Source organism: Klebsiella oxytoca (assembly GCF_009707385.1).
Lineage (GTDB): Bacteria > Pseudomonadota > Gammaproteobacteria > Enterobacterales > Enterobacteriaceae > Klebsiella > Klebsiella oxytoca_C.
In genome coordinates, this window is sequence record NZ_CP046115.1 from 2,623,931 (window position 1) to 2,642,253 (window position 18,323).

At 57.0% G+C, this 18,323-nt stretch carries 14 protein-coding genes and 2 pseudogenes; 6 read left to right on the top strand and 10 right to left on the bottom strand.

Annotation, left to right across the window (positions count from 1 at the left end):
* Positions 1-147: 147 nt before the first annotated feature.
* A pseudogene (locus GJ746_RS12135) lies at positions 148-971 on the top strand (helix-turn-helix domain-containing protein).
* 181 nt (positions 972-1,152) lie between these two features.
* Here the strand turns inward: GJ746_RS12135 and GJ746_RS12140 are convergent.
* The 3 genes from GJ746_RS12140 to GJ746_RS12150 form a co-directional block, all read right to left on the bottom strand.
* Entirely contained in the window at positions 1,153-1,929 is a 777-nt protein-coding gene (locus GJ746_RS12140; RefSeq protein ID WP_154680422.1) for a DNA alkylation repair protein, read from the bottom strand.
* Positions 1,919-2,431 carry a MarR family winged helix-turn-helix transcriptional regulator gene (locus GJ746_RS12145; RefSeq protein WP_227852780.1) on the bottom strand — a complete coding sequence of 171 codons (513 nt, stop codon included), beginning with the start codon at positions 2,429-2,431 and terminating at the stop codon, positions 1,919-1,921. The genes GJ746_RS12140 and GJ746_RS12145 overlap by 11 nt, the downstream gene beginning before the upstream one ends.
* A gap of 195 nt (positions 2,432-2,626) precedes the next feature.
* Positions 2,627-3,208, bottom strand: a complete 582-nt coding sequence (locus tag GJ746_RS12150) for a flavin reductase family protein (protein ID WP_154680423.1) — start codon at positions 3,206-3,208, stop codon at positions 2,627-2,629.
* 125 nt (positions 3,209-3,333) lie between these two features.
* Between GJ746_RS12150 and nhoA the strand changes: the two genes are divergently transcribed.
* A complete protein-coding gene (nhoA, locus tag GJ746_RS12155) occupies positions 3,334-4,179 on the top strand; it encodes an N-hydroxyarylamine O-acetyltransferase (RefSeq protein WP_154680424.1) in 846 nt (281 codons plus the stop codon).
* Positions 4,180-4,320: 141 nt separating this feature from the next.
* On the opposite strand, the gene narI is transcribed toward nhoA, so the two are convergent.
* From narI to GJ746_RS12185, 6 genes are all read right to left on the bottom strand, one after another.
* Positions 4,321-5,001, bottom strand: coding sequence for a respiratory nitrate reductase subunit gamma (narI, locus tag GJ746_RS12160; RefSeq protein WP_154680425.1), 681 nt, complete (start codon positions 4,999-5,001; stop codon positions 4,321-4,323).
* Positions 4,998-5,693, bottom strand: coding sequence for a nitrate reductase molybdenum cofactor assembly chaperone (narW, locus tag GJ746_RS12165; RefSeq protein WP_154680426.1), 696 nt, complete (start codon positions 5,691-5,693; stop codon positions 4,998-5,000). The genes narI and narW overlap by 4 nt, the downstream gene beginning before the upstream one ends.
* Positions 5,693-7,237, bottom strand: coding sequence for a nitrate reductase subunit beta (gene narH / locus GJ746_RS12170; protein ID WP_154680427.1), 1,545 nt, complete (start codon positions 7,235-7,237; stop codon positions 5,693-5,695). The genes narW and narH overlap by 1 nt, the downstream gene beginning before the upstream one ends.
* Positions 7,234-10,974: a nitrate reductase subunit alpha gene (locus GJ746_RS12175; protein ID WP_154680428.1), complete on the bottom strand. Its 3,741-nt coding sequence runs from the start codon at positions 10,972-10,974 to the stop codon at positions 7,234-7,236. The genes narH and GJ746_RS12175 overlap by 4 nt, the downstream gene beginning before the upstream one ends.
* Positions 10,975-11,068: 94 nt before the next feature.
* Entirely contained in the window at positions 11,069-12,457 is a 1,389-nt protein-coding gene (locus tag GJ746_RS12180) for a NarK family nitrate/nitrite MFS transporter (protein WP_154680429.1), read from the bottom strand.
* 190 nt (positions 12,458-12,647) lie between these two features.
* Positions 12,648-13,223, bottom strand: a complete 576-nt coding sequence (locus tag GJ746_RS12185; RefSeq protein ID WP_154680430.1) for a TetR family transcriptional regulator — start codon at positions 13,221-13,223, stop codon at positions 12,648-12,650.
* A 117-nt stretch (positions 13,224-13,340) separates the two neighbouring features.
* Here GJ746_RS12185 and GJ746_RS12190 point away from each other — a divergent pair, with 117 nt between their 5' ends.
* Positions 13,341-14,831, top strand: a complete 1,491-nt coding sequence (locus GJ746_RS12190) for an MFS transporter (protein WP_154680431.1) — start codon at positions 13,341-13,343, stop codon at positions 14,829-14,831.
* 4 nt (positions 14,832-14,835) lie between these two features.
* Here GJ746_RS12190 and GJ746_RS12195 read toward each other — a convergent pair.
* Positions 14,836-15,673 (bottom strand): annotated as a pseudogene (locus GJ746_RS12195) (IclR family transcriptional regulator C-terminal domain-containing protein).
* Between the two features lie 172 nt (positions 15,674-15,845).
* On the opposite strand from GJ746_RS12195, the gene GJ746_RS12200 reads away from it, so the two are divergent.
* The 3 genes from GJ746_RS12200 (at position 15,846) to catA (ending at position 18,312) form a co-directional block, all read left to right on the top strand.
* Entirely contained in the window at positions 15,846-17,012 is a 1,167-nt protein-coding gene (locus tag GJ746_RS12200) for a muconate cycloisomerase family protein (RefSeq protein WP_195908832.1), read from the top strand.
* 12 nt (positions 17,013-17,024) lie between these two features.
* Entirely contained in the window at positions 17,025-17,315 is a 291-nt protein-coding gene (gene catC, locus GJ746_RS12205; protein WP_154680434.1) for a muconolactone Delta-isomerase, read from the top strand.
* Between the two features lie 70 nt (positions 17,316-17,385).
* Positions 17,386-18,312 (top strand): catechol 1,2-dioxygenase, encoded by a 927-nt coding sequence (gene catA / locus GJ746_RS12210; RefSeq protein WP_154680435.1) that lies wholly within the window; start codon positions 17,386-17,388, stop codon positions 18,310-18,312.
* Positions 18,313-18,323: the final 11 nt, after the last annotated feature.

The window sequence follows — 18,323 nt, forward strand, 5'->3', positions numbered from 1 at the left end:
CACTCTGGCAATGCCAATGCATTTGCCAGATTGGCACTGATGATGAGATGGGCGGGTTGCCGATCACAATTCCAAAAATCTTGCTCGTGGCGGTCGGGAAAATGCATTATCTTGCCTCTGCGCCGTATGCCGTTTTGGACTTTATAGATGATGATGTTGACCGTTGAGTATTATTTCACCCATCCGCAGGATAAGCTGGGCATGTACGCCAGCGATCCGGAAGATAATAGCCATGAACATAGTCATGAATTTGCTGAGCTGGTGATCGTTGAGGAAGGGCACGGTTTACATGTTATTAATGGCAGACCACTATATATTCAACAGGGCGACGTTTTTTACGTTCAGCCGGGTGACGTTCATTATTATGATGAGCTAGGGACGCTTAAGTTAATTAATGTGCTGATTAACCCGTTGGTAGGGTTTCATTATTTACAGCCTCTCGATACTTTATTGCAGACTTTCTCTGCGCAGAATGCGTCCTGCTACGGTTGGCTGGCGCCGGACACCCGCCATATCTGCAAGGAACTGGTGGATAAGATATTTTCTGCCGAGCTGCGGCAGGGGCAAAATATTGCCCTGCGCGAAGCCGCGTTTTTCCAGTTGGTGACGACGATTCTGCATGCCGAAACCGAAGCCGAATATAGCACCACTAAATATAAGCTGCATAAATTGCTGACCTGGCTACAGGAGCACTGTTTTGAAGATCATAACTGGCAGCAGCTGGCGGAGAAATTCCATCTGACCACGCGTACCGCTTTTCGCCATATTAAAGAGGCGACGGGTTGACGCCGGATAATTATTTAAAGCGTCTGCGATTAGTTTCGGCGCGCGTAAAATTACGCGAGACCGATATGACGATTACCGAAGTGGCTTATTTATGCGGCTTTGCCAACAGCAATCACTTTACCACTTTATATAAAAAAGTTTTTGGCCTGACCCCCAGCGAAGACAGGCGGCGTTTGCAGCGCTAGTTCTTTCCCCGGAGGCGATGCTGAGCATCTGTCCGGGCTACGCGTCCTCAGCGGTCTGCGGCCCGGTAGCCCGGGCAAGGCGCTGCGCGCCGCCCCCGGGATAGTGCGCGGAGTGGCAGAATATCCCGGGGGAGATGCTGCGCATCTGTGCGGATTATACGGCTCCAGATCCTGCTTTTCCTTACGTTAAATTTCGCATCGCCCGCTGGCAGATACGCTGCGTGGCGGGCGAGGGCGACTCAGCCAGCCATTGCGCGCAGAGCGCTCGTACCCAGTCCGGGTTGTCTTTGCCCGCATCGTTCAGCCAGTTGGCGACGGAATCCTGCACGTACGCCGAGGGATCGGCGCGCAGCGGGGTGAGGATCGCCAGCGCGCGCTGGGGCTGCTGCTTCAAAGCGCCGAGATGTGCGCACCAGACGCCGCGCGGGCGCAGGGATTCGCAGGCAAAACGGCGGATGCGTTCGGAGGAGGAGGATGTCCATGGCGCGAGTAACTCGAAAGCGAGATCCAGCTCGCGCGCCAGGTGCGGGCGCAGCGCCAGCCAGGCCCATTCCCGGACGCCGAAGTGGTCATCGTCGGCCAGGGGATAAATAGCGTTTAAGCGTTCATCAAGAGTTAAGTCTGCGGCCGCTCCCAGCATAAAACAGGCCCAGCCGCGAACCGTATCCGACCCATGCGCCAGACTACGCGCGATCCCTTCTTCGCCATATTCGCTCAGCAGCAGATGAGCAATACCCGCCATCCGTTTCACAATACCCTGAGCAGCGAAGGTCCTGGCGACCTGAAGGGACGCTGCAGGCAGGTCCGGAAACACCGATTGCAGAAGGGCGAGCTGATCGATAGCCAGTACTTCCGTCAGGTTGGCGCTCTGTAGTTTACCCTGCGACAGCGCCTGCAGAATATCATCAGCAATATCCGCAATGCGGGTTGCTCCTTTACGTTTTTCTTCAACTGCCATGGGCATCTCCTTTGCCTGCCAGCGTACCGGCGGCGACTTTGGTCAGTAGTTCAGATAGCTGGGTGCGCTCCTGCGCCGAAAGGTGGCTGAATAAGCCGCCAATCCAGCGGCTGTGCCGGGCGAAGACGCTGCTGATAAGCTGTTTTCCCTCAACGGTTAATGCGATGCGCATGGCCCGGCCATCAAGCGGATCGGCATGACGCTCGATTAACCGATCGCGTTCAAGACCGTTAAGCAGGCCGGTGATGGTTGCCCGAGTGACGCCCGCTTTTTCCGCCAGCGCGTTGGGGGCAAGGCCTTCTGAGGCGGCATCGAGTAAAAACAGCAGCACGAAGCGACCCTCGGATAAACCCCACGGCGCCAGCAGCGTAGCGCAGTCGCGATCGATGGCGGCGGCGAGCGACAGGGTCTGAAAACAGAGGCGGATATTGTCGACGTCGGCTGGCTGATGACGCTCGGCCTCCTGCAGTAGCGAAAGGTGTTTCTGTTCCAGCTCCATCATCGCCCCTTGAAATATAGTATGGTGCCTAACTATATGTGGAGAAACCGTAACTATCAAGTGAAAACGCGCCAGTGATGACGTGCCTGAGGCGAGCATTATATTGACTTCTGTGCCGGATAGCGGCTGACGCTACACCCGGCCTGGCACAACGCAGTTCAGGTCGGCCCATGCAAATTAAGCACAGGCGAGCGAGTTTTAGTCTTGCGGAGTATTGGCGCGGACGTGGCGGCCGCTGGCAACAAAGTTGCCGGTGCCGAGATGATGCAGGGTATTAATCTTATCGTCGTCGAACTGCCAGCGTCCGGTGACGAACGCGCGCTCATCGGCGGCGGCGGAAACCACTTCGCCAAACAGGGTATCATACTGCTGCTGGGCCGCCGTCGGCGGCAGCAGACGACACTCCATCCACGCCAGACACTTCTCTTCAATCAGTGGCAATCCCAGCTCCGGGCCTTGCACCACCGGGATACCGTAGGCGTTAAATTTATCCTCATCGCGCCCGCTGATGCTGCCGACCGCGTAGGTCCAGCTGGCGGCCTCGACGCCCGGAACGACGATGCCGAACGTACCGTTGCGCTCAATAATTTCCCGCGTCCACGCGCTTTTATCCACCACGATGGCCAGCCGCGGCGGGGCGAACTCCACCGGCATCGACCACGCGGCGGCCATGACGTTGCGCCGTTGCGACTGCGCATCATAGCTGGTTATCAGAATGGTCGGGCCATGGTTAAGCAGGCGACTGGCGTACTGGAGTTCCACGTGGCGAAAACGGCTCATATGCGTTCCTTGGTAAATGGGGCTGTTGCCAGAATACACTGTAACCTGCGGGGCCGGAGCACAAAATACGCAGTCAGGCGGGAAAAATGCGCTATAAATGTCGGACACGATTGCTGGAGGCATTGATGAGTCCATTTTTAAGCGCCTATTTTTCTCGTCTGGGCTGGACGGGCACCCCGGATGTTTCAATTAACACCCTGCGCCAACTGCATATTCACCATAACGGCGCGATCCCGTTTGAGAACCTCGACGTACTGTTGCCGAGGGAGGTTCACCTCGACGATCGGACGCTGGAAGATAAACTGGTTCATGGTCGGCGCGGCGGCTATTGCTTTGAGCAAAACGGCCTGCTGGAGAGAGCCCTGCGTGAGATAGGCTTCAACGTACGTAGCCTGTTAGGACGCGTAGTGTTGTCCAATCCGCCGCATATGCCGCCGCGTACTCACCGGCTGCTGCTGGTTGAGGTGGAGGGTGAGCGCTGGATTGCCGATGTGGGTTTCGGCGGCCAGACCCTGACTGCGCCGATTAAGCTGCTGGCGGATGTGGAACAAACTACGCCGCACGGCGAATATCGCCTGATTTATGAAGGCGATGAGTGGACGCTGCAGTTCAGCCATCACGGCCACTGGCAATCAATGTACCATTTTGATTTATCCCGCCAGTACGCTTCTGACTATGTGATGGGCAACTTCTGGTCGGCGCACTGGCCGCAATCGCACTTCCGCCACCATCTGCTGATGTGTCGCCATTTCCCCGACGGCGGCAAGATGACGCTGACTAATTTTCACTTCACCCACTGGGATAACAACCATGTGGTTGAAAAGCTCGACTTACCGGACGTTCCGGCGCTGTATGAAGCGCTGCAAACGCGTTTTGGCCTCGGCGTTGATGATGCGAAATATGGCTTTAGCGAAGCGGAGCTGGCGGCGGTGATGGCGGCGTTTGATACGCATCCGGAGGCGGGGAAGTAAGCATCGTACAGGGACCGTAGACCGGTTAAGGCGTTGCCCGTCATACGTGGATGTTACCCGGCTCGCGCTGCGCTTAGCCGGGCTACGGGTTCACCGCCGTCTGCGGGTTACGCCGCGACCCGGGATGATTGCAGATTTTGCTCAGCGCCTTGAACGTACCACTTGGTAGCGGCGGGTGAAATACTCTACCGGCGCGCTCCAGACATGCACCAGACGGGTGAACGGGAATAGCAGAAAGATGGTCATCCCCAGCACCAGGTGAATGCGGTAAATCCACGCAACGCCGTCCAGGTGCGCTGATGCACCGCCGTGGAAGGTTACCACTGCCTGCGCCCAGTCAACCAGCTTCAGCATCTCGCTGCCGTCCGGATGCTGCGCGGAAAAGGGAATCGTCGTCAGGCCGAGCGTGCACTGAATCAGCAGAATACAAAGAATCAGAATATCCGCGGTGGTGGAGGTTGCGCGAATCCGCGGGTTGGTCAAGCGACGAACCAGCAACCCGATCCCCCCCACTAATGTCAGAACGCCGCAAATCCCGCCAAGAATCATCGCCATCAGCTGCTTCTGCGACATCGGCAGGAACCACGAATAAACCCAATGGGGCGTCAGCATGCCGAAAAGATGACCGAAAAAGATGCCGAGAATGCCGATATGGAACAGATTCGACCAGAGTACCATTCCGCGCTTGTCCAGCATCTGGCTCGACGAAGCGCGCCAGGTGTACTGACCGTAGTCGTAGCGCAGCCAGCTGCCAAGTAGAAAAACCGTTCCACACAGATAGGGGTAGATATCGTAAAAGAAGACGTTCAGATACTGTATCATTTCGGGCCTCCGGCATGAACGTCGACGTACTGCGGCGCCACGTCCTGGCTAAAGCGTCGTTGATAAGCCTGCATTGGGGAGCTGTCGCAGGCGGTGGCGTTATCTTCGATAAACTTCACCTGTTCCTCCTCCCACACTGCATCAAGCGCCTGACGGGTATCATCGCGCTTTTCTCCCGCCACCTGTTTAGTGACACTGTCACTATTTAACGGACTATTAGCCAACGACAGCAGGAGATCGAACAGCTGATAGTAATCGCACTCCCTTTGTTTCAGTCGTCCGCCGAGCAGGGCCAGAATCGGCGCGACGTTGTGTAAACCTTCACGGGCCTCGTTGTCCGGTAAAATGCTTAAATACTCCAGGTAAAGCGGTAGATGATCCGGTAGTTCGCGGCAGTCCAGCTGTAATCCGGCCTGCTCGTACTGAGCCATTAAATCGACCATCGCCTGGCCGCGATCGCGAGATTCGGCGTGCACGTGTTCAAACAGCAACAGCGAGGTGGCGCGACCGCGTTCGAACACTTCACACCATTCGGCCTGGCGGTCAAGCAGCTTTGCCGCCAGCAGCGGCCTGACAAAAGGCAGCAGCGCAGGGGCATCGGCCTGGACCAGCGCCAGCGCCTCCTCGCGATTCTCCCACAGCTCCTCATCCGGATACTCCAGCAGCAGACCGATGACTTTGAGAATACGCATTACTCTCCCTCCCCATGTTTATGCACGCCGCTAACGTCAATGGCGTCAATACGGCGGCTGTTGAAGAGGTTGAACTTAGTGTCCGAGCCGTGGCAGCCGTCGCCGAAGGTGAAGCCGCAGCCGTTGCGTTCAGGAAACGCATCTTCCGCCATTTCACGGTGGCTGGTCGGGATTACAAAACGGTCTTCGTAGTTGGCGATGGCAAGGTAGCGGTACATATCTTCTACCTGTTCAACGCTCAGTCCCACTTCTTCGATGGCGCGGGTATCGGTGACGCCTTCCACGGTCTGGGAGCGCTTGTAGTGGCGCATCGCCATCATCCGCTTGAGGGCTCGCAGCACCGGCCCGGTATCGCCCGCGCTGAGCAGATTAGCGAGATACTGTACCGGGATGCGCAGGCTTTCCACCGCCGGAAGAATGCTGCCGTTGCTCGGCAGGCCACCCGCATCGGCCACCGACTGAATCGGTGACAGCGGCGGCACGTACCAGACCATCGGCAGGGTGCGGTATTCCGGATGCAGCGGCAGGGCCAGCTTCCAGTCCATCGCCAGTTTATACACCGGCGATTTCTGCGCCGCGTCGATAACGCTATGCGGAATGCCCTGCTTGAGCGCCTCTTCGATGACCGCCGGGTCGTGCGGGTTGAGAAATACGTCGCACTGGCGCTCGTAGAGATCGGTTTCGTGTTCGGTGCTGGCCGCTTCTTCAATGCGGTCCGCGTCGTACAGCAGTACGCCGAGGTAGCGAATACGGCCAACGCAGGTTTCCGAGCACACCGTTGGCTGGCCGGATTCGATTCGCGGGTAGCAGAAAATGCATTTTTCCGATTTGCCGCTCTTCCAGTTGAAGTAGATTTTTTTGTACGGGCAGCCGCTGACGCACAGCCGCCAGCCGCGGCATTTGTCCTGATCAATCAGCACAATCCCGTCCTCTTCACGCTTGTAGATAGCGCCGCTCGGGCAGGTGGCGGCGCAGCTTGGGTTAAGGCAGTGTTCGCACAGGCGCGGCAGATACATCATGAAGGTGTTTTCGAACTGACCGTACATCTCTTTTTGCATCGCTTCGAAATTACGGTCGCGGGCGCGCTTTTCAAACTCGCCGCCGAGCAGCTCTTCCCAGTTCGGCCCCCACTGAATTTTGTCCATTCGCTCGCCGCTGATCAGCGAACGCGGACGGGCGGTAGGCAGATGTTTACCTTCCGCCGCGTTATGCAGGTGCTGGTAATCGTAGGTAAACGGTTCGTAATAGTCGTCGATGCCCGGTAAAACCGGGTTAGCGAAGATTTTTGACAAAACGCCGGCGCGGTTGCCGAGGCGTGGAGTTAGCTTCCCGGTGATCCCGCGGATCCAGCCGCCTTGCCACTCTTCCTGATCTTCCCAGTTTTTCGGATAGCCGATGCCCGGCTTGGTCTCGACGTTGTTGAACCACGCGTATTCCATCCCTTCGCGGCTGCTCCAGACGTTTTTGCAGGTGACCGAGCAGGTGTGGCAGCCAATGCATTTGTCGAGATTGAGCACCATGCCGACCTGTGAGCGTATCTTCATTTTTTCGCCTCCTGTACCCCATCGCGACCTTCGTCATCCAGCCAGTCAATATTTTTCATTTTGCGGATCATAATGAACTCGTCGCGGTTGGAGCCGACGGTGCCGTAGTAGTTGAAGCCGTAGGCCAGCTGGGCGTAGCCGCCAATCATATGCGTCGGTTTCGGGCAGACGCGGGTCACCGAGTTATGGATCCCGCCGCGCCGACCGGTGACTTCCGAGCCGGGGATATTCATCAGGCGTTCCTGCGCGTGGTACATCATGGTCATTCCCGGCGGCACGCGCTGGCTAACCACCGCGCGGGCGGTCAGCGCGCCGTTGGCGTTGAAGGCCTCAATCCAGTCGTTATCTTCAATACCCAGCTCTTTGGCGTCGGTTTCGCTGAGCCACACAATCGGCCCACCGCGCGACAGGGTCAGCATCAGCAGATTTTCGCTGTAAGTGGAGTGGATGCCCCATTTCTGATGCGGCGTCAGGAAGTTCAGCGCTTTTTCCGGAAAACCGTTGGGCGGAATCGCTTTCATCTGACTGACGCTGCGGGTGTCAATCGGCGGGCGATAGGCGACCAGGCTTTCGCCAAAGGCGCGCATCCAGGGGTGATCCTGATACAGCTGCTGGCGTCCGGAAAGGGTGCGCCAGGGGATCAGTTCGTGGACGTTGGTATAGCCGGCGTTGTACGAAACATGCTCGCTCTCGAGTCCTGACCAGGTGGGGCTGGAGATGATTTTGCGCGGCTGGGCCTGGATATCGCGAAAGCGAATCTTCTCATCTTCTTTGTTCAGTGCCAGATGAGTGTGCTCGCGGCCGGTAAATTCACCGAGCGCCTGCCAGGCTTTTACCGCCACCTGACCGTTGGTTTCCGGGGCGAGGGCGAGGATCACTTCCGAGGCATCAATAGCGCTGTCGATGCGCGGGCGGCCTTTCGCCGGGCCGTCCAGCTTGACGTAGTTAAGCTTGCCGAGAAAATCGACCTCGTTCTGGGTATTCCACGAAATGCCTTTGCCGCCGTTGCCCAGCTTGTCGAGCAGCGGACCAAGGGAGGTAAAACGCTCGTAAGTAGCCGGAAAATCACGTTCCACGATGGCAATTGATGGTGCGGTTTTACCGGGGATCAGATCGCATTCGCCTTTCCGCCAGTCGAGCACGTCGAAGGGCTGCGACAGTTCCGCCGGGGAGTCGTGCTGCAGCGGCACCAGCACGACATCGGTCTCTTTATCGAGGTGGCCCACGCAGACTTCAGAAAAGGTTCTGGCGATATCTTTGTAAATTTCCCAGTCGCTTTTTGCCTCCCAGGCCGGGTCGACGGCAGCGGAGAGCGGGTGGATAAACGGATGCATATCCGAAGTGTTCATATCGTCTTTTTCATACCAGGTGGCGGTCGGCAGAACGATATCGGAGAACAGACAGGTGCTGGACATGCGGAAATCGAGGGTCATCAGCAGGTCGAGCTTGCCCTCGATGGCGGCGGTCTGCCACTCCACTTCTTCCGGCTTCACGTCAGCGGTGGCGCCCAGCTCATCGCCCTGGATGCCGCTGTCGGTGCCGAGCAGATATTTGAGCATATACTCGTGACCCTTGCCGGAGGAGCCCAGCAGGTTGGAGCGCCAGATAAACAGGTTGCGCGGATGGTTTTTGCCGTTATCCGGCTGTTCGCAGGCGAAGCGAATTTCGCCGGACTTCAGCGCCCGGGCGGTGTAGTCGGCAGGACTCAGTCCGGCCTCGGCGGCCCGTTGACTGATGGTCAGCGGGTTGACGCCAAGCTGCGGCGAGGAGGGTAGCCAGCCCATACGTTCGGCGCGAACGTTAAAGTCGATCAAGTGCCCGGTAAATTTGCTGGCGTCCGCCAGCGGCGACAGCAGCTCCTGAGCGGTCAGTTTCTCATAACGCCACTGGCTGGCGTGATTGTAGAAGAAAGACGTGCTGTTCATCTGGCGCGGCGGGCGGTTCCAGTCAAGGGCGAACGCCAGAGGCAGCCAGCCGGTTTGCGGGCGCAGCTTCTCCTGGCCAACGTAGTGTGACCAGCCGCCGCCGCTTTGGCCGACGCAGCCGCAGAATACCAGCATGTTGATCATCCCCCGGTAGTTCATATCCATGTGGTACCAGTGGTTGACGCCGGCGCCGAGGATAATCATCGACCGACCGTGGGTTTTATGCGCCGTATCGGCGAACTCGCGAGCGATCTGCTCGATATGCTGGCGCGGTACGCCGGTGATCTGCTCGGCCCAGGCGGGGGTATAGGCTTTTATTTCATTGAAGTCCTGCGCCGCGTTGCTATCGTCTAAACCGCGGTCAAGGCCGTAGTTGGCGAGGATCAGATCATAGACGCTGACCACCAGGCCCGTTTCGCCATTGGCCAGCGGGAGCTGTTTTACCGGCAGCTGATGCAGGGTTACCGGGTCCTGCTTAACGCTGCGAAAGTGTGGGTTTTCATTGCCGCCGAAGTAGGGGAACCCTACTGTCACGACGCTATCGCGGTTATCCAGCAGCGACAGACTGAGTTCAATCGCCTGCCCGGCTGCCTGTTGCTCAAGATTCCACTTGCCTTTTTCACCCCAGCGAAAGCCAATTGAGCCGTTGGGGGCGACCAGATCGCCTGTGCTGCTGTAAGCGACGGTTTTCCACTCCGGGTTGTTGCTTTCGCCCAGTCCGTCAACCAGATCGGCGGCGCGCAACATGCGGCCGGGAACGTAGAAACCCTCCTCGCGGCGTTCAAGCATCACCAGCATCGGCATATCGGTGTAGGTGCGGCAATAGTTGAGAAAGTAATCGCTGGGGTTATCGAGGTGAAACGCCTTGAGGATCACGTGGCCCATCGCCATGGCCAGCGCGCTGTCGGTGCCCTGTTTCGGTGCCAGCCACTGGTCGCTGAGCTTGGCAACTTCCGAAAAGTCCGGGGTAATGGCGATGGTTTTGGTGCCCTTGTAGCGCACTTCGGTAAAGAAGTGGGCGTCCGGGGTACGGGTCTGCGGGACGTTGGAACCCCAGGCGATAATATAGCTGGAGTTGTACCAGTCGGCGGATTCGGGGACGTCGGTTTGCTCGCCCCAGGTCATCGGCGAAGCGGGAGGAAGGTCGCAGTACCAGTCGTAGAAGCTCAGACAGGTACCGCCGATCAGCGACAGATAGCGGGTGCCGGCGGCGTATGAAACCATCGACATCGCCGGGATCGGCGAAAAGCCCGCCACGCGATCCGGACCGTAGGTTTTTATCGTCCAGACGTTAGCGGCGGCAATCAGCTGGTTCAGCTCTTTCCAGCTGGAACGGATGAATCCGCCTTTGCCGCGTACCTGTTTGTAGCTGAGAGTTTTAACCGGATCGCGCATGATGCTGTCCCACGCCTGCACCGGGTCCGGATATTGAGCCAGCGCTTCGCGCCACAGCTCAATCAGCCGCTTGCGCGCCAGCGGGTACTTCAGCCGATTGGCGCTGTAAAGATACCAGGAGTAGCTTGCGCCGCGCGGGCAGCCGCGGGGTTCGTGGTTGGGCAAATCAGGGCGGGTACGCGGATAGTCGGTTTGCTGGGTTTCCCAGGTCACCAGCCCGTTTTTGACGTAAATCTTCCAGCTGCAGGACCCCGTACAGTTCACGCCGTGCGTGGAACGGACGATTTTGTCGAACTGCCAGCGCTGGCGGTAGCTGTCCTCCCAGTCGCGGTTGGTGTTGTACACCTGACCGTGACCGTTGGCAAAGCTCTCGCCTTTCTGCTTAAAGTAGCGAAAGCGATCCAGTAGTTTACTCATGACATTTCTCCTGCTCCGATAATGTCCGGCCTGACAAGACCGCACGGGCCCGTCGGCCGGATAAGACGGCTGCCGCCATCCGGTAAATATCTCGTTATTTTTTTGCCGGTTTACGCCGACCGTAAACCAGCCAGGTCACCAGTACGCAAACCACGTAAAACACCAGGAAGACTTTCATCGCTCCGACCGGGGAGCCGGTCATCGCCAGCGAGGTGCCGAAGGCTTTAGGGATAAAGAAGCCGCCAATCGCGCCGATAGCGGAGATAAAGCCGAGCGCCGCCGCGGTATCGGTTACCGCTTCGTGCTGGGCCTGTTCATCGCTGCCGCCGCGCTTCTTCACTCTGTCGATGGTGATTTGACGAAAGATCACGGCGATCATCTGGAAGGTAGAACCGCTGCCGAGCCCGGCGGTGAGGAACAGGCCCATGAACACCACGTAAAAGGCAACAAAACTACCTGAGCCGGTTCCGGGCAGGGTGAGGAACAGCAGGCCGGTGAACAGCGCCATTAAGATAAAATTTACCAGCGTAACCCGCACGCCCCCGAGGCGGTCGGAGATAATCCCGCCAAACGAACGCGCCAGCGCGCCGATGAACGGCCCGAAGAAGGCCAGCTTAAGAATGTTAACCTCAGGAAACTGGGTTTTTGCCAGCATGGCGAAGCCGGCGGAAAAGCCGATAAACGAGCCAAAGGTAGCCAGGTAAAGCAGGCTCAGCAGCCACATATGCGGACGTTTCAGCACCGGCAGCTGCTCGCGAATGGAAGCCTTCGAGCTGGCGATATCGTTCATGCCTACCCAGGCAGCAAGGGTGGCTATCACCAGCAGCGGTACCCAGACAAGAGCCGCGTTGCTTAGCGCCAGCGTGGAACCATCCTCCTGGGGAACCCCGTGAACCCCGAGAAAAGCAAAGATAGGGAGGAAGATGACCGCCGGGGCGATCATCTGCATCACGCTGACGCCGAGATTACCGAGCCCGCCGTTGATACCCAGCGCGCTGCCCTGTTGCGCTTTGGGAAAGAAAAAACTGATATTTCCCATGCTGGAGGCAAAGTTCGCCCCGGCAAAACCGCACAGTAAGGCAATTGTAATAAATACCCAAAATGGAGTAGCGGTATTTTGTATGGCAATTCCCAACCAGATGCACGGGATCACCAGAATAACCGTGCTTAATACCGTCCAGTAACGTCCGCCAAATATAGGTACCATAAAGGAGTAGGGGACGCGTAATATGGCGCCGGAGAGTGACGGCAGGGCGGTTAATAAAAAGAGCTGATCGGTGGTGAAATTAAAGCCGACTTTGTTGAGATTAACGGTAACGGCGCTAAATAACATCCAGACGCAAAAGGCGAGTAGCAGACAAGCTACGGAAATGCAAAGATTTCTGCGGGCAATTTTCTTTCCCTTATTCTCCCAAAACGCCGGGTTCTCTGGTTTCCACTCTTTTAGAAGATAATGATTCTTTTTCTCATTTTTGCTCAGCATATTGCCCTCGGATGAACATTAACCAGTAAAAAAAGAATAAACTTGTAAAACAGCAAATTAATAAAAGGAATAAAACCAGGGGATGGGTGATCTATCGGTTGTAATTAATGAAGAATAGATAAGAAAAGCGCGTCGAAAGAAGACGCGCGGATAATATGGGGAGATAATTTGTTACAAAGTGTAAACGTAATTAAAATAACTCCATCGATATATAATGATTTATATATTGATTAAAGGCGGCATCATCAATTTCCTCCATACCCAGCGCATAAATACCATCCAGGCCGCAAACCAGGGCGATAAGCCGCCAGGCGATACTTTCCGCCTGGTCCTTTAGTCTGAACTCACCCGCTTCGGTCCCGCGCTGGATTATCTTCAGGGTCTCTTCATGCCACATGCTCATCGTAAGCAGATAGGCCCCTTTGATGTCGCTGTCGCTATCGGCCAGCAGCTGCGCTTCGCGCCACAGACGAATGTACGGCTCAAGCCTGCCGTCATCGCTGCCCACCATTGAAAAAAGCCGTTCCCGCCAGGTGGCATCTTCGGCGACTAACGGCATGTCCATCATTTCACGAATCAGGCGCACAAAGGTATGGGCCTTCAACTCACCCGTGGAGGTGAAATGGTGGTGCAGCTGACCCGCAGAGACGCCGGCTTCGGCGGCGATCTGGCGGACGGTCATCGCGCTGAATCCGCCTCTCAGCGCGACGCGCATGGCTGCCAGCACAATAACTTCCCGACGCGCATCGCGATTTAAGTAGCTCATGACGTTTCTCACCTCTTTTTTTAGCGATAGTAACAAAAAGTTGGACACTTGTTCAACATTGGGGCAGGATCGTCATGCTGGACGGTTGTCCAGTTTTTAACGTAGAGGAAAAGTAGTATGTCTCGGCAATGGTTTACGCTGATGGCGATTTTGCTGGTTTATATTCCGGTGGCGATTGACGCCACTGTTCTGCATGTGGCTGCGCCAACCCTAAGCGTGGCGCTGGGTACCAGCGGCAACGAACTGTTATGGATTATTGATATCTATTCGCTGGTGATGGCCGGCATGGTGCTGCCGATGGGGGCGCTGGGCGACAAAATCGGCTTTAAACGGCTGCTGCTGCTCGGCAGCGGTATTTTTGGCACCGCCTCGCTGGCGGCGGCGTTTTCACCGACCGCGGAGACGTTGATTGCGTCCCGCGCTTTGCTGGCGATAGGGGCGGCCATGATCGTTCCGGCGACCCTCGCCGGGATCCGCAGCACATTTACCCTTGCCCATCAGCGCAATATGGCTCTTGGCCTGTGGGCGGCCGTCGGTTCGGGAGGCGCGGCTTTCGGCCCGCTGATTGGCGGCGTGCTGCTGGAGCATTTTTACTGGGGAGCGGTATTCCTCATCAACGTGCCAATCGTGCTGCTGGTGATGGCGATTAATGCCAAAGTGGTGCCGCGCCAGCCCGCCCGACGCGAGCAGCCCCTCAACTTTGTCCAGGCTCTGATCCTGATTGCCGCCATCCTGATGCTGGTATTTAGCGCCAAAACGGCCCTGAAAGGGCAAATGGCGCTGTGGTTAATCGCAATGGTGGCGATTGCGGGCGCCGCGATGCTGTACTGGTTTGTGCGTAAACAGCTGGCGGCGGCGCGGCCGATGGTCGATATGCGCTTATTCACCCATCGCATTATTTTAAGCGGGGTGATGATGGCGATGACTGCGCTGATTACCCTGGTCGGCTTCGAACTGCTGATGGCCCAGGAGCTACAGTTTGTGCACAACAAAACGCCCTTTGAAGCCGGACTGTTTATGCTGCCGTTGATGGTGGCAAGCGGCTTCAGCGGCCCCATCGCCGGGATGATGGTGTCACGAGTGGGTTTGCGTGAGGTGGCGACCGGCGGAATGTTGCTGAGCGCCCTGAGCTTTCTCGGTCTGTCGATGACCGATTTCAGTACCCAGCAGTGGCAGGCCTGGGGACTGATGACGCTGCTCGGCTTTAGCGTCGCCAGCGCGCTGCTCGCCTCCAGCTCCGCGATTATGGCCGCCGCGCCGAAGGAGAAAGCGGCGGCGGCGGGAGCCATCGAAACGATGGCCTATGAGCTGGGCGCGGGGCTGGGCATTGCGCTGTTTGGCCTGATCCTGTCCCGCAGCTATACCTCATCAATTGTTCTGCCCGGGGGGATCGACGGCGCAGCGGCGGAGCAGGCGGCATCCTCCATTAGCGAAGCGATTAAGCTGGCACAGTCGCTGCCCGCGATACAGGCACAAAGCCTGCTTGAAGCGGCAAGAGCGGCGTTTATCAATTCCCACAGCATCGTGCTGGCGACGGCTGGCGTTCTGCTTCTGCTGCTGGCGGCGGGGATCTGGCGTGGTCTGGCAAAAGCGCCGGAGTTAAATTAACCCTTTATAGCTGAAGAGAAAGCTCCATCGCCGCCCGTCGTAAGGGGGCGAGGGCTTTCTCTTTCAGCGCCGCTGCGTTAGTGCTGCCTGCGGGAACGCCAACATTCAGCGCCGCCACCACCTGGCCGTTACGCGAAAGTAGCGGTACCGCCAGCGAACATAATCCCACCTCGATTTGCCGATCGGCGAGCGCATAGCCCTGCATGCGCACTCTGGCAATCTCCTGACGTAAACCCGGGATATCGCAGAGGGTGTGCGGGGTATAGCGGATTAAATTAGCCCGTGACAGTGTCACGTCAAGTTGTTCTTCCGCTAAAGCGCTAAGCAGAACTCGTCCCATGGAAGTGGCCCAGGCCGGCAGACGGCTGCCGCGACCAATATCCACGCTTAGCAAATTATTTACCGCCGTACGGGCGATATACAGAACGTTATCGCCGTCGAGCGTGGCGGCGGAGCAGGACTCTCCAAGGTTTTTACCCAGAGTATCCAGTGCGCTCTGCGCGGCTTTAGCCAGCGGCGTTCCGGCCAGGTAGGCGTGGCCTACCGCCAGGACGCGAGGCAGCAGTTCATAGCTACGGCCGTCCGGGCTATGCACCATCCCCAGCGCGGCAAGAGTATAGAGACAACGGCGCACTGCCGCGCGTGAGATCTGCGTTTTCTGGCTAAGCTGGGAAATGGTCAGACGCTGGCGCTGGGGGGTAAACGCGTTCAGCACCTCCAGCCCGCGCGCCAGGGATAGCATAAAGTTAGGGTCGTGTTCAGCCTGGCGGGCGCTGAGGGTATCAGGTTTTTTTTCGCTCATATAACCCCTCTGTTGTTGAAGATATAGGCTCACGGAGCATCACTATATCGCGGGTAAAAAACGCGGCGATTCCTTGTGCTGGTTTTACCACGTCGATCACATTATTAACCTCAATTTAACAACTGCGTCGATAATCGCACAACATTTCGATTATCGCCGTTGACCGGGTCTATTGCGCAGTCCTATTGTCAAAAGCATCGTTACCCCACGTTATGAACAGGGGTATGAAAAGTTATGTATTTCATCACCAGGACAAAAAGATGACCGCGACCATTGAACGTATTGAAAGCTGGCTGGTAGATATCCCGACCATTCGGCCGCATAAGCTCTCCATGACCACGATGGGCTGCCAGACGCTGGCGATCGTCCGCCTGACCCGTTCGGATGGGATTTGCGGTATTGGCGAAGCGACTACCATTGGCGGGCTGAGCTACGGCGTGGAGAGCCCGGAAGCCATCGTGTCGGCAATTAACCATTACCTGACGCCGCTGCTGAAAGGCCAGGCGGCCGATAATTTAAATGCCCTGACCGCCCGTATGAACAGCGCGGTTAAAGGCAACACTTTTGCTAAATCAGCCATTGAAACTGCGCTGCTGGATGCGCAGGGTAAGGCGCTTGGTCTGCCGGTTTCCGCGCTGCTTGGCGGGGCGCTGACAACTTCGCTGCCGGTCCTGTGGACTCTGGCCAGCGGCGACACCGAGAAAGATATCGCCGAGGGGGAAAAGCTGCTGGCAGAACGCCGCCATCAGGCATTTAAGTTGAAAATCGGCGCCCGCGAGCTAACCACCGACCTGCGCCATACCCGGGCGATTGTGGAAGCGCTGGGAGACCGGGCCAGCATCCGCGTTGACGTCAATCAGGCGTGGGATGCCACCGCCGCGGCAAAGGGTTGCCGCGAACTGGCGGCGATGGGAGTGGATCTGATTGAACAGCCGGTCAGCGCCCAGGATGACGCTGCGCTGGTGCGCCTCAGCCATCATATTGACGCGGCCATTCTGGCCGATGAAGCGGTGGCGACCCACTACGATGGCTATCGCCTGGCGCAGCAGGGCTTTAGCGGAGCCTATGCGCTTAAGATTGCCAAAGCAGGGGGACCGAATAGCGTACTTGCGCTGGCAAAAGTCGCGCAAGCGGCGGGAATCGGGCTTTACGGCGGCACGATGCTTGAGGGAACCGTTGGCACTCTGGCCTCGCTGCACGCCTGGTCGACGCTCCCCCTGCAGTGGGGCAGCGAGATGTTTGGTCCGCTGTTGCTGAAGGACGATATTGTCAGCGTCCCGCTCACCTTTGCCGAAGGCGCAGTGACGCTGCCGCAAACGCCGGGTCTTGGCGTTGAACTGGATGAAGACAAGCTGCGGTTCTATAGCCGCAAAGCGTAACGGAGAATTATTATGCTTTTTAAAGTCGATATGACCGTGAATATTCCGCTGGGATTTCCTGCCGATGAAATAGAGGAAATTAAACGGCGCGAAAAAAACTATTCTCAACAACTTCAGCGTGAAGGTAAATGGCGGCACATCTGGCGCGTTGCCGGTCTTTACGCCAACGTCAGTATTTTTGATGTTAAAGATGCTGAAGAGCTGCATCAAATTTTAATGGCTTTACCACTATATCCATTTATACAAATTCGCGTGGAGGCGCTCTGTCGTCATCCTTCATCGATTCGCGAAGACGACCGTTAATAAATAATAATCACTAACCTCTCGCCGAAGCCATTCGGCGAATATCCTACAACAATAAGTGAGAATAATTATGAGTAATGCATTCGTACAACAAGATGCTGTGCAAAATTTATTGCGTGAAAGCGCTGGTTTAAATGCTGGCGGCGGCGATGAACGTTTTAAAACGATTATTCACCGTCTGCTGGAAAACGTCTGCACGCTGATTGATGAATATAACGTTACGGAAGAAGAGTTCTGGCATGCGGTTAATTATCTGCATGAGCTGGGCGGGCGCCAGGAGGCGGCGCTGCTGGCGGCAGGTCTCGGTCTTGAACACTTCCTCGACCTGCGTCAGGATGCTATTGATGCCGCAGCGCAGCGTGAAACCGGCACTCCTCGTACCATTGAAGGCCCGCTGTACGTGGCGAACGCGCCGCTGGCCGACGGGCATACCCGTATGGATGATGGTAAAGATGCAGGGGAAGTTATGTGGCTTTATGGTCAGGTGAACGATAATCAGGGCCGTCCTGTCGCCAATGCTATTGTTGATATCTGGCACGCAAATACCCTTGGGAACTACTCTTTCTTCGATAAAAGCCAGAGTGAATACAACCTGCGTCGCCGCATCCGTACCGGCGCCGATGGCCGCTATAGCGTGCGCAGCATAATGCCTTCCGGCTACGGCTGCCCGCCGGATGGACCGACGCAAAAACTGCTCGATCGGCTGGGGCGTCACGGAAATCGTCCGGCGCATATTCACTTCTTCGTCTCTGCGCCAGGCTATAAACATTTGACCAGCCAGATCAATCTCAACGGCGACAAATATCTGTGGGATGATTTCGCGTTCGCCACCCGTGATGGCCTGATTGCCGACCCGGTAAAAGTAACCGATCGCGAGCTTATTCAGCAGCGCGAGCTGGAAGGGGAACATACCGAAGTGCGCTTTGATTTTATCCTGTGTAAAGCGCTTAACGCCGAAGAAGAACACCGCGGTACGCGCCTGCGCGCGCAGGAATAAAGCGCTGCGTT

Excerpts from the sequence above, each read along its gene's own strand:
- GJ746_RS12140 (WP_154680422.1), bottom strand. The coding sequence starts at position 1,929 with ATGGCAGTTGAAGAAAAACGTAAAGGAGCAACCCGCATTGCGGATATT.
- GJ746_RS12145 (WP_227852780.1), bottom strand. The coding sequence starts at position 2,431 with ATGATGGAGCTGGAACAGAAACACCTTTCGCTACTGCAGGAGGCCGAG.
- GJ746_RS12150 (WP_154680423.1), bottom strand. The coding sequence starts at position 3,208 with ATGAGCCGTTTTCGCCACGTGGAACTCCAGTACGCCAGTCGCCTGCTT.
- nhoA (WP_154680424.1), top strand. The coding sequence starts at position 3,334 with ATGAGTCCATTTTTAAGCGCCTATTTTTCTCGTCTGGGCTGGACGGGC.
- narI (WP_154680425.1), bottom strand. The coding sequence starts at position 5,001 with ATGATACAGTATCTGAACGTCTTCTTTTACGATATCTACCCCTATCTG.
- narW (WP_154680426.1), bottom strand. The coding sequence starts at position 5,693 with ATGCGTATTCTCAAAGTCATCGGTCTGCTGCTGGAGTATCCGGATGAG.
- narH (WP_154680427.1), bottom strand. The coding sequence starts at position 7,237 with ATGAAGATACGCTCACAGGTCGGCATGGTGCTCAATCTCGACAAATGC.
- GJ746_RS12175 (WP_154680428.1), bottom strand. The coding sequence starts at position 10,974 with ATGAGTAAACTACTGGATCGCTTTCGCTACTTTAAGCAGAAAGGCGAG.
- GJ746_RS12180 (WP_154680429.1), bottom strand. The coding sequence starts at position 12,457 with ATGCTGAGCAAAAATGAGAAAAAGAATCATTATCTTCTAAAAGAGTGG.
- GJ746_RS12185 (WP_154680430.1), bottom strand. The coding sequence starts at position 13,223 with ATGAGCTACTTAAATCGCGATGCGCGTCGGGAAGTTATTGTGCTGGCA.
- GJ746_RS12190 (WP_154680431.1), top strand. The coding sequence starts at position 13,341 with ATGTCTCGGCAATGGTTTACGCTGATGGCGATTTTGCTGGTTTATATT.
- GJ746_RS12200 (WP_195908832.1), top strand. The coding sequence starts at position 15,846 with ATGAACAGGGGTATGAAAAGTTATGTATTTCATCACCAGGACAAAAAG.
- catC (WP_154680434.1), top strand. The coding sequence starts at position 17,025 with ATGCTTTTTAAAGTCGATATGACCGTGAATATTCCGCTGGGATTTCCT.
- catA (WP_154680435.1), top strand. The coding sequence starts at position 17,386 with ATGAGTAATGCATTCGTACAACAAGATGCTGTGCAAAATTTATTGCGT.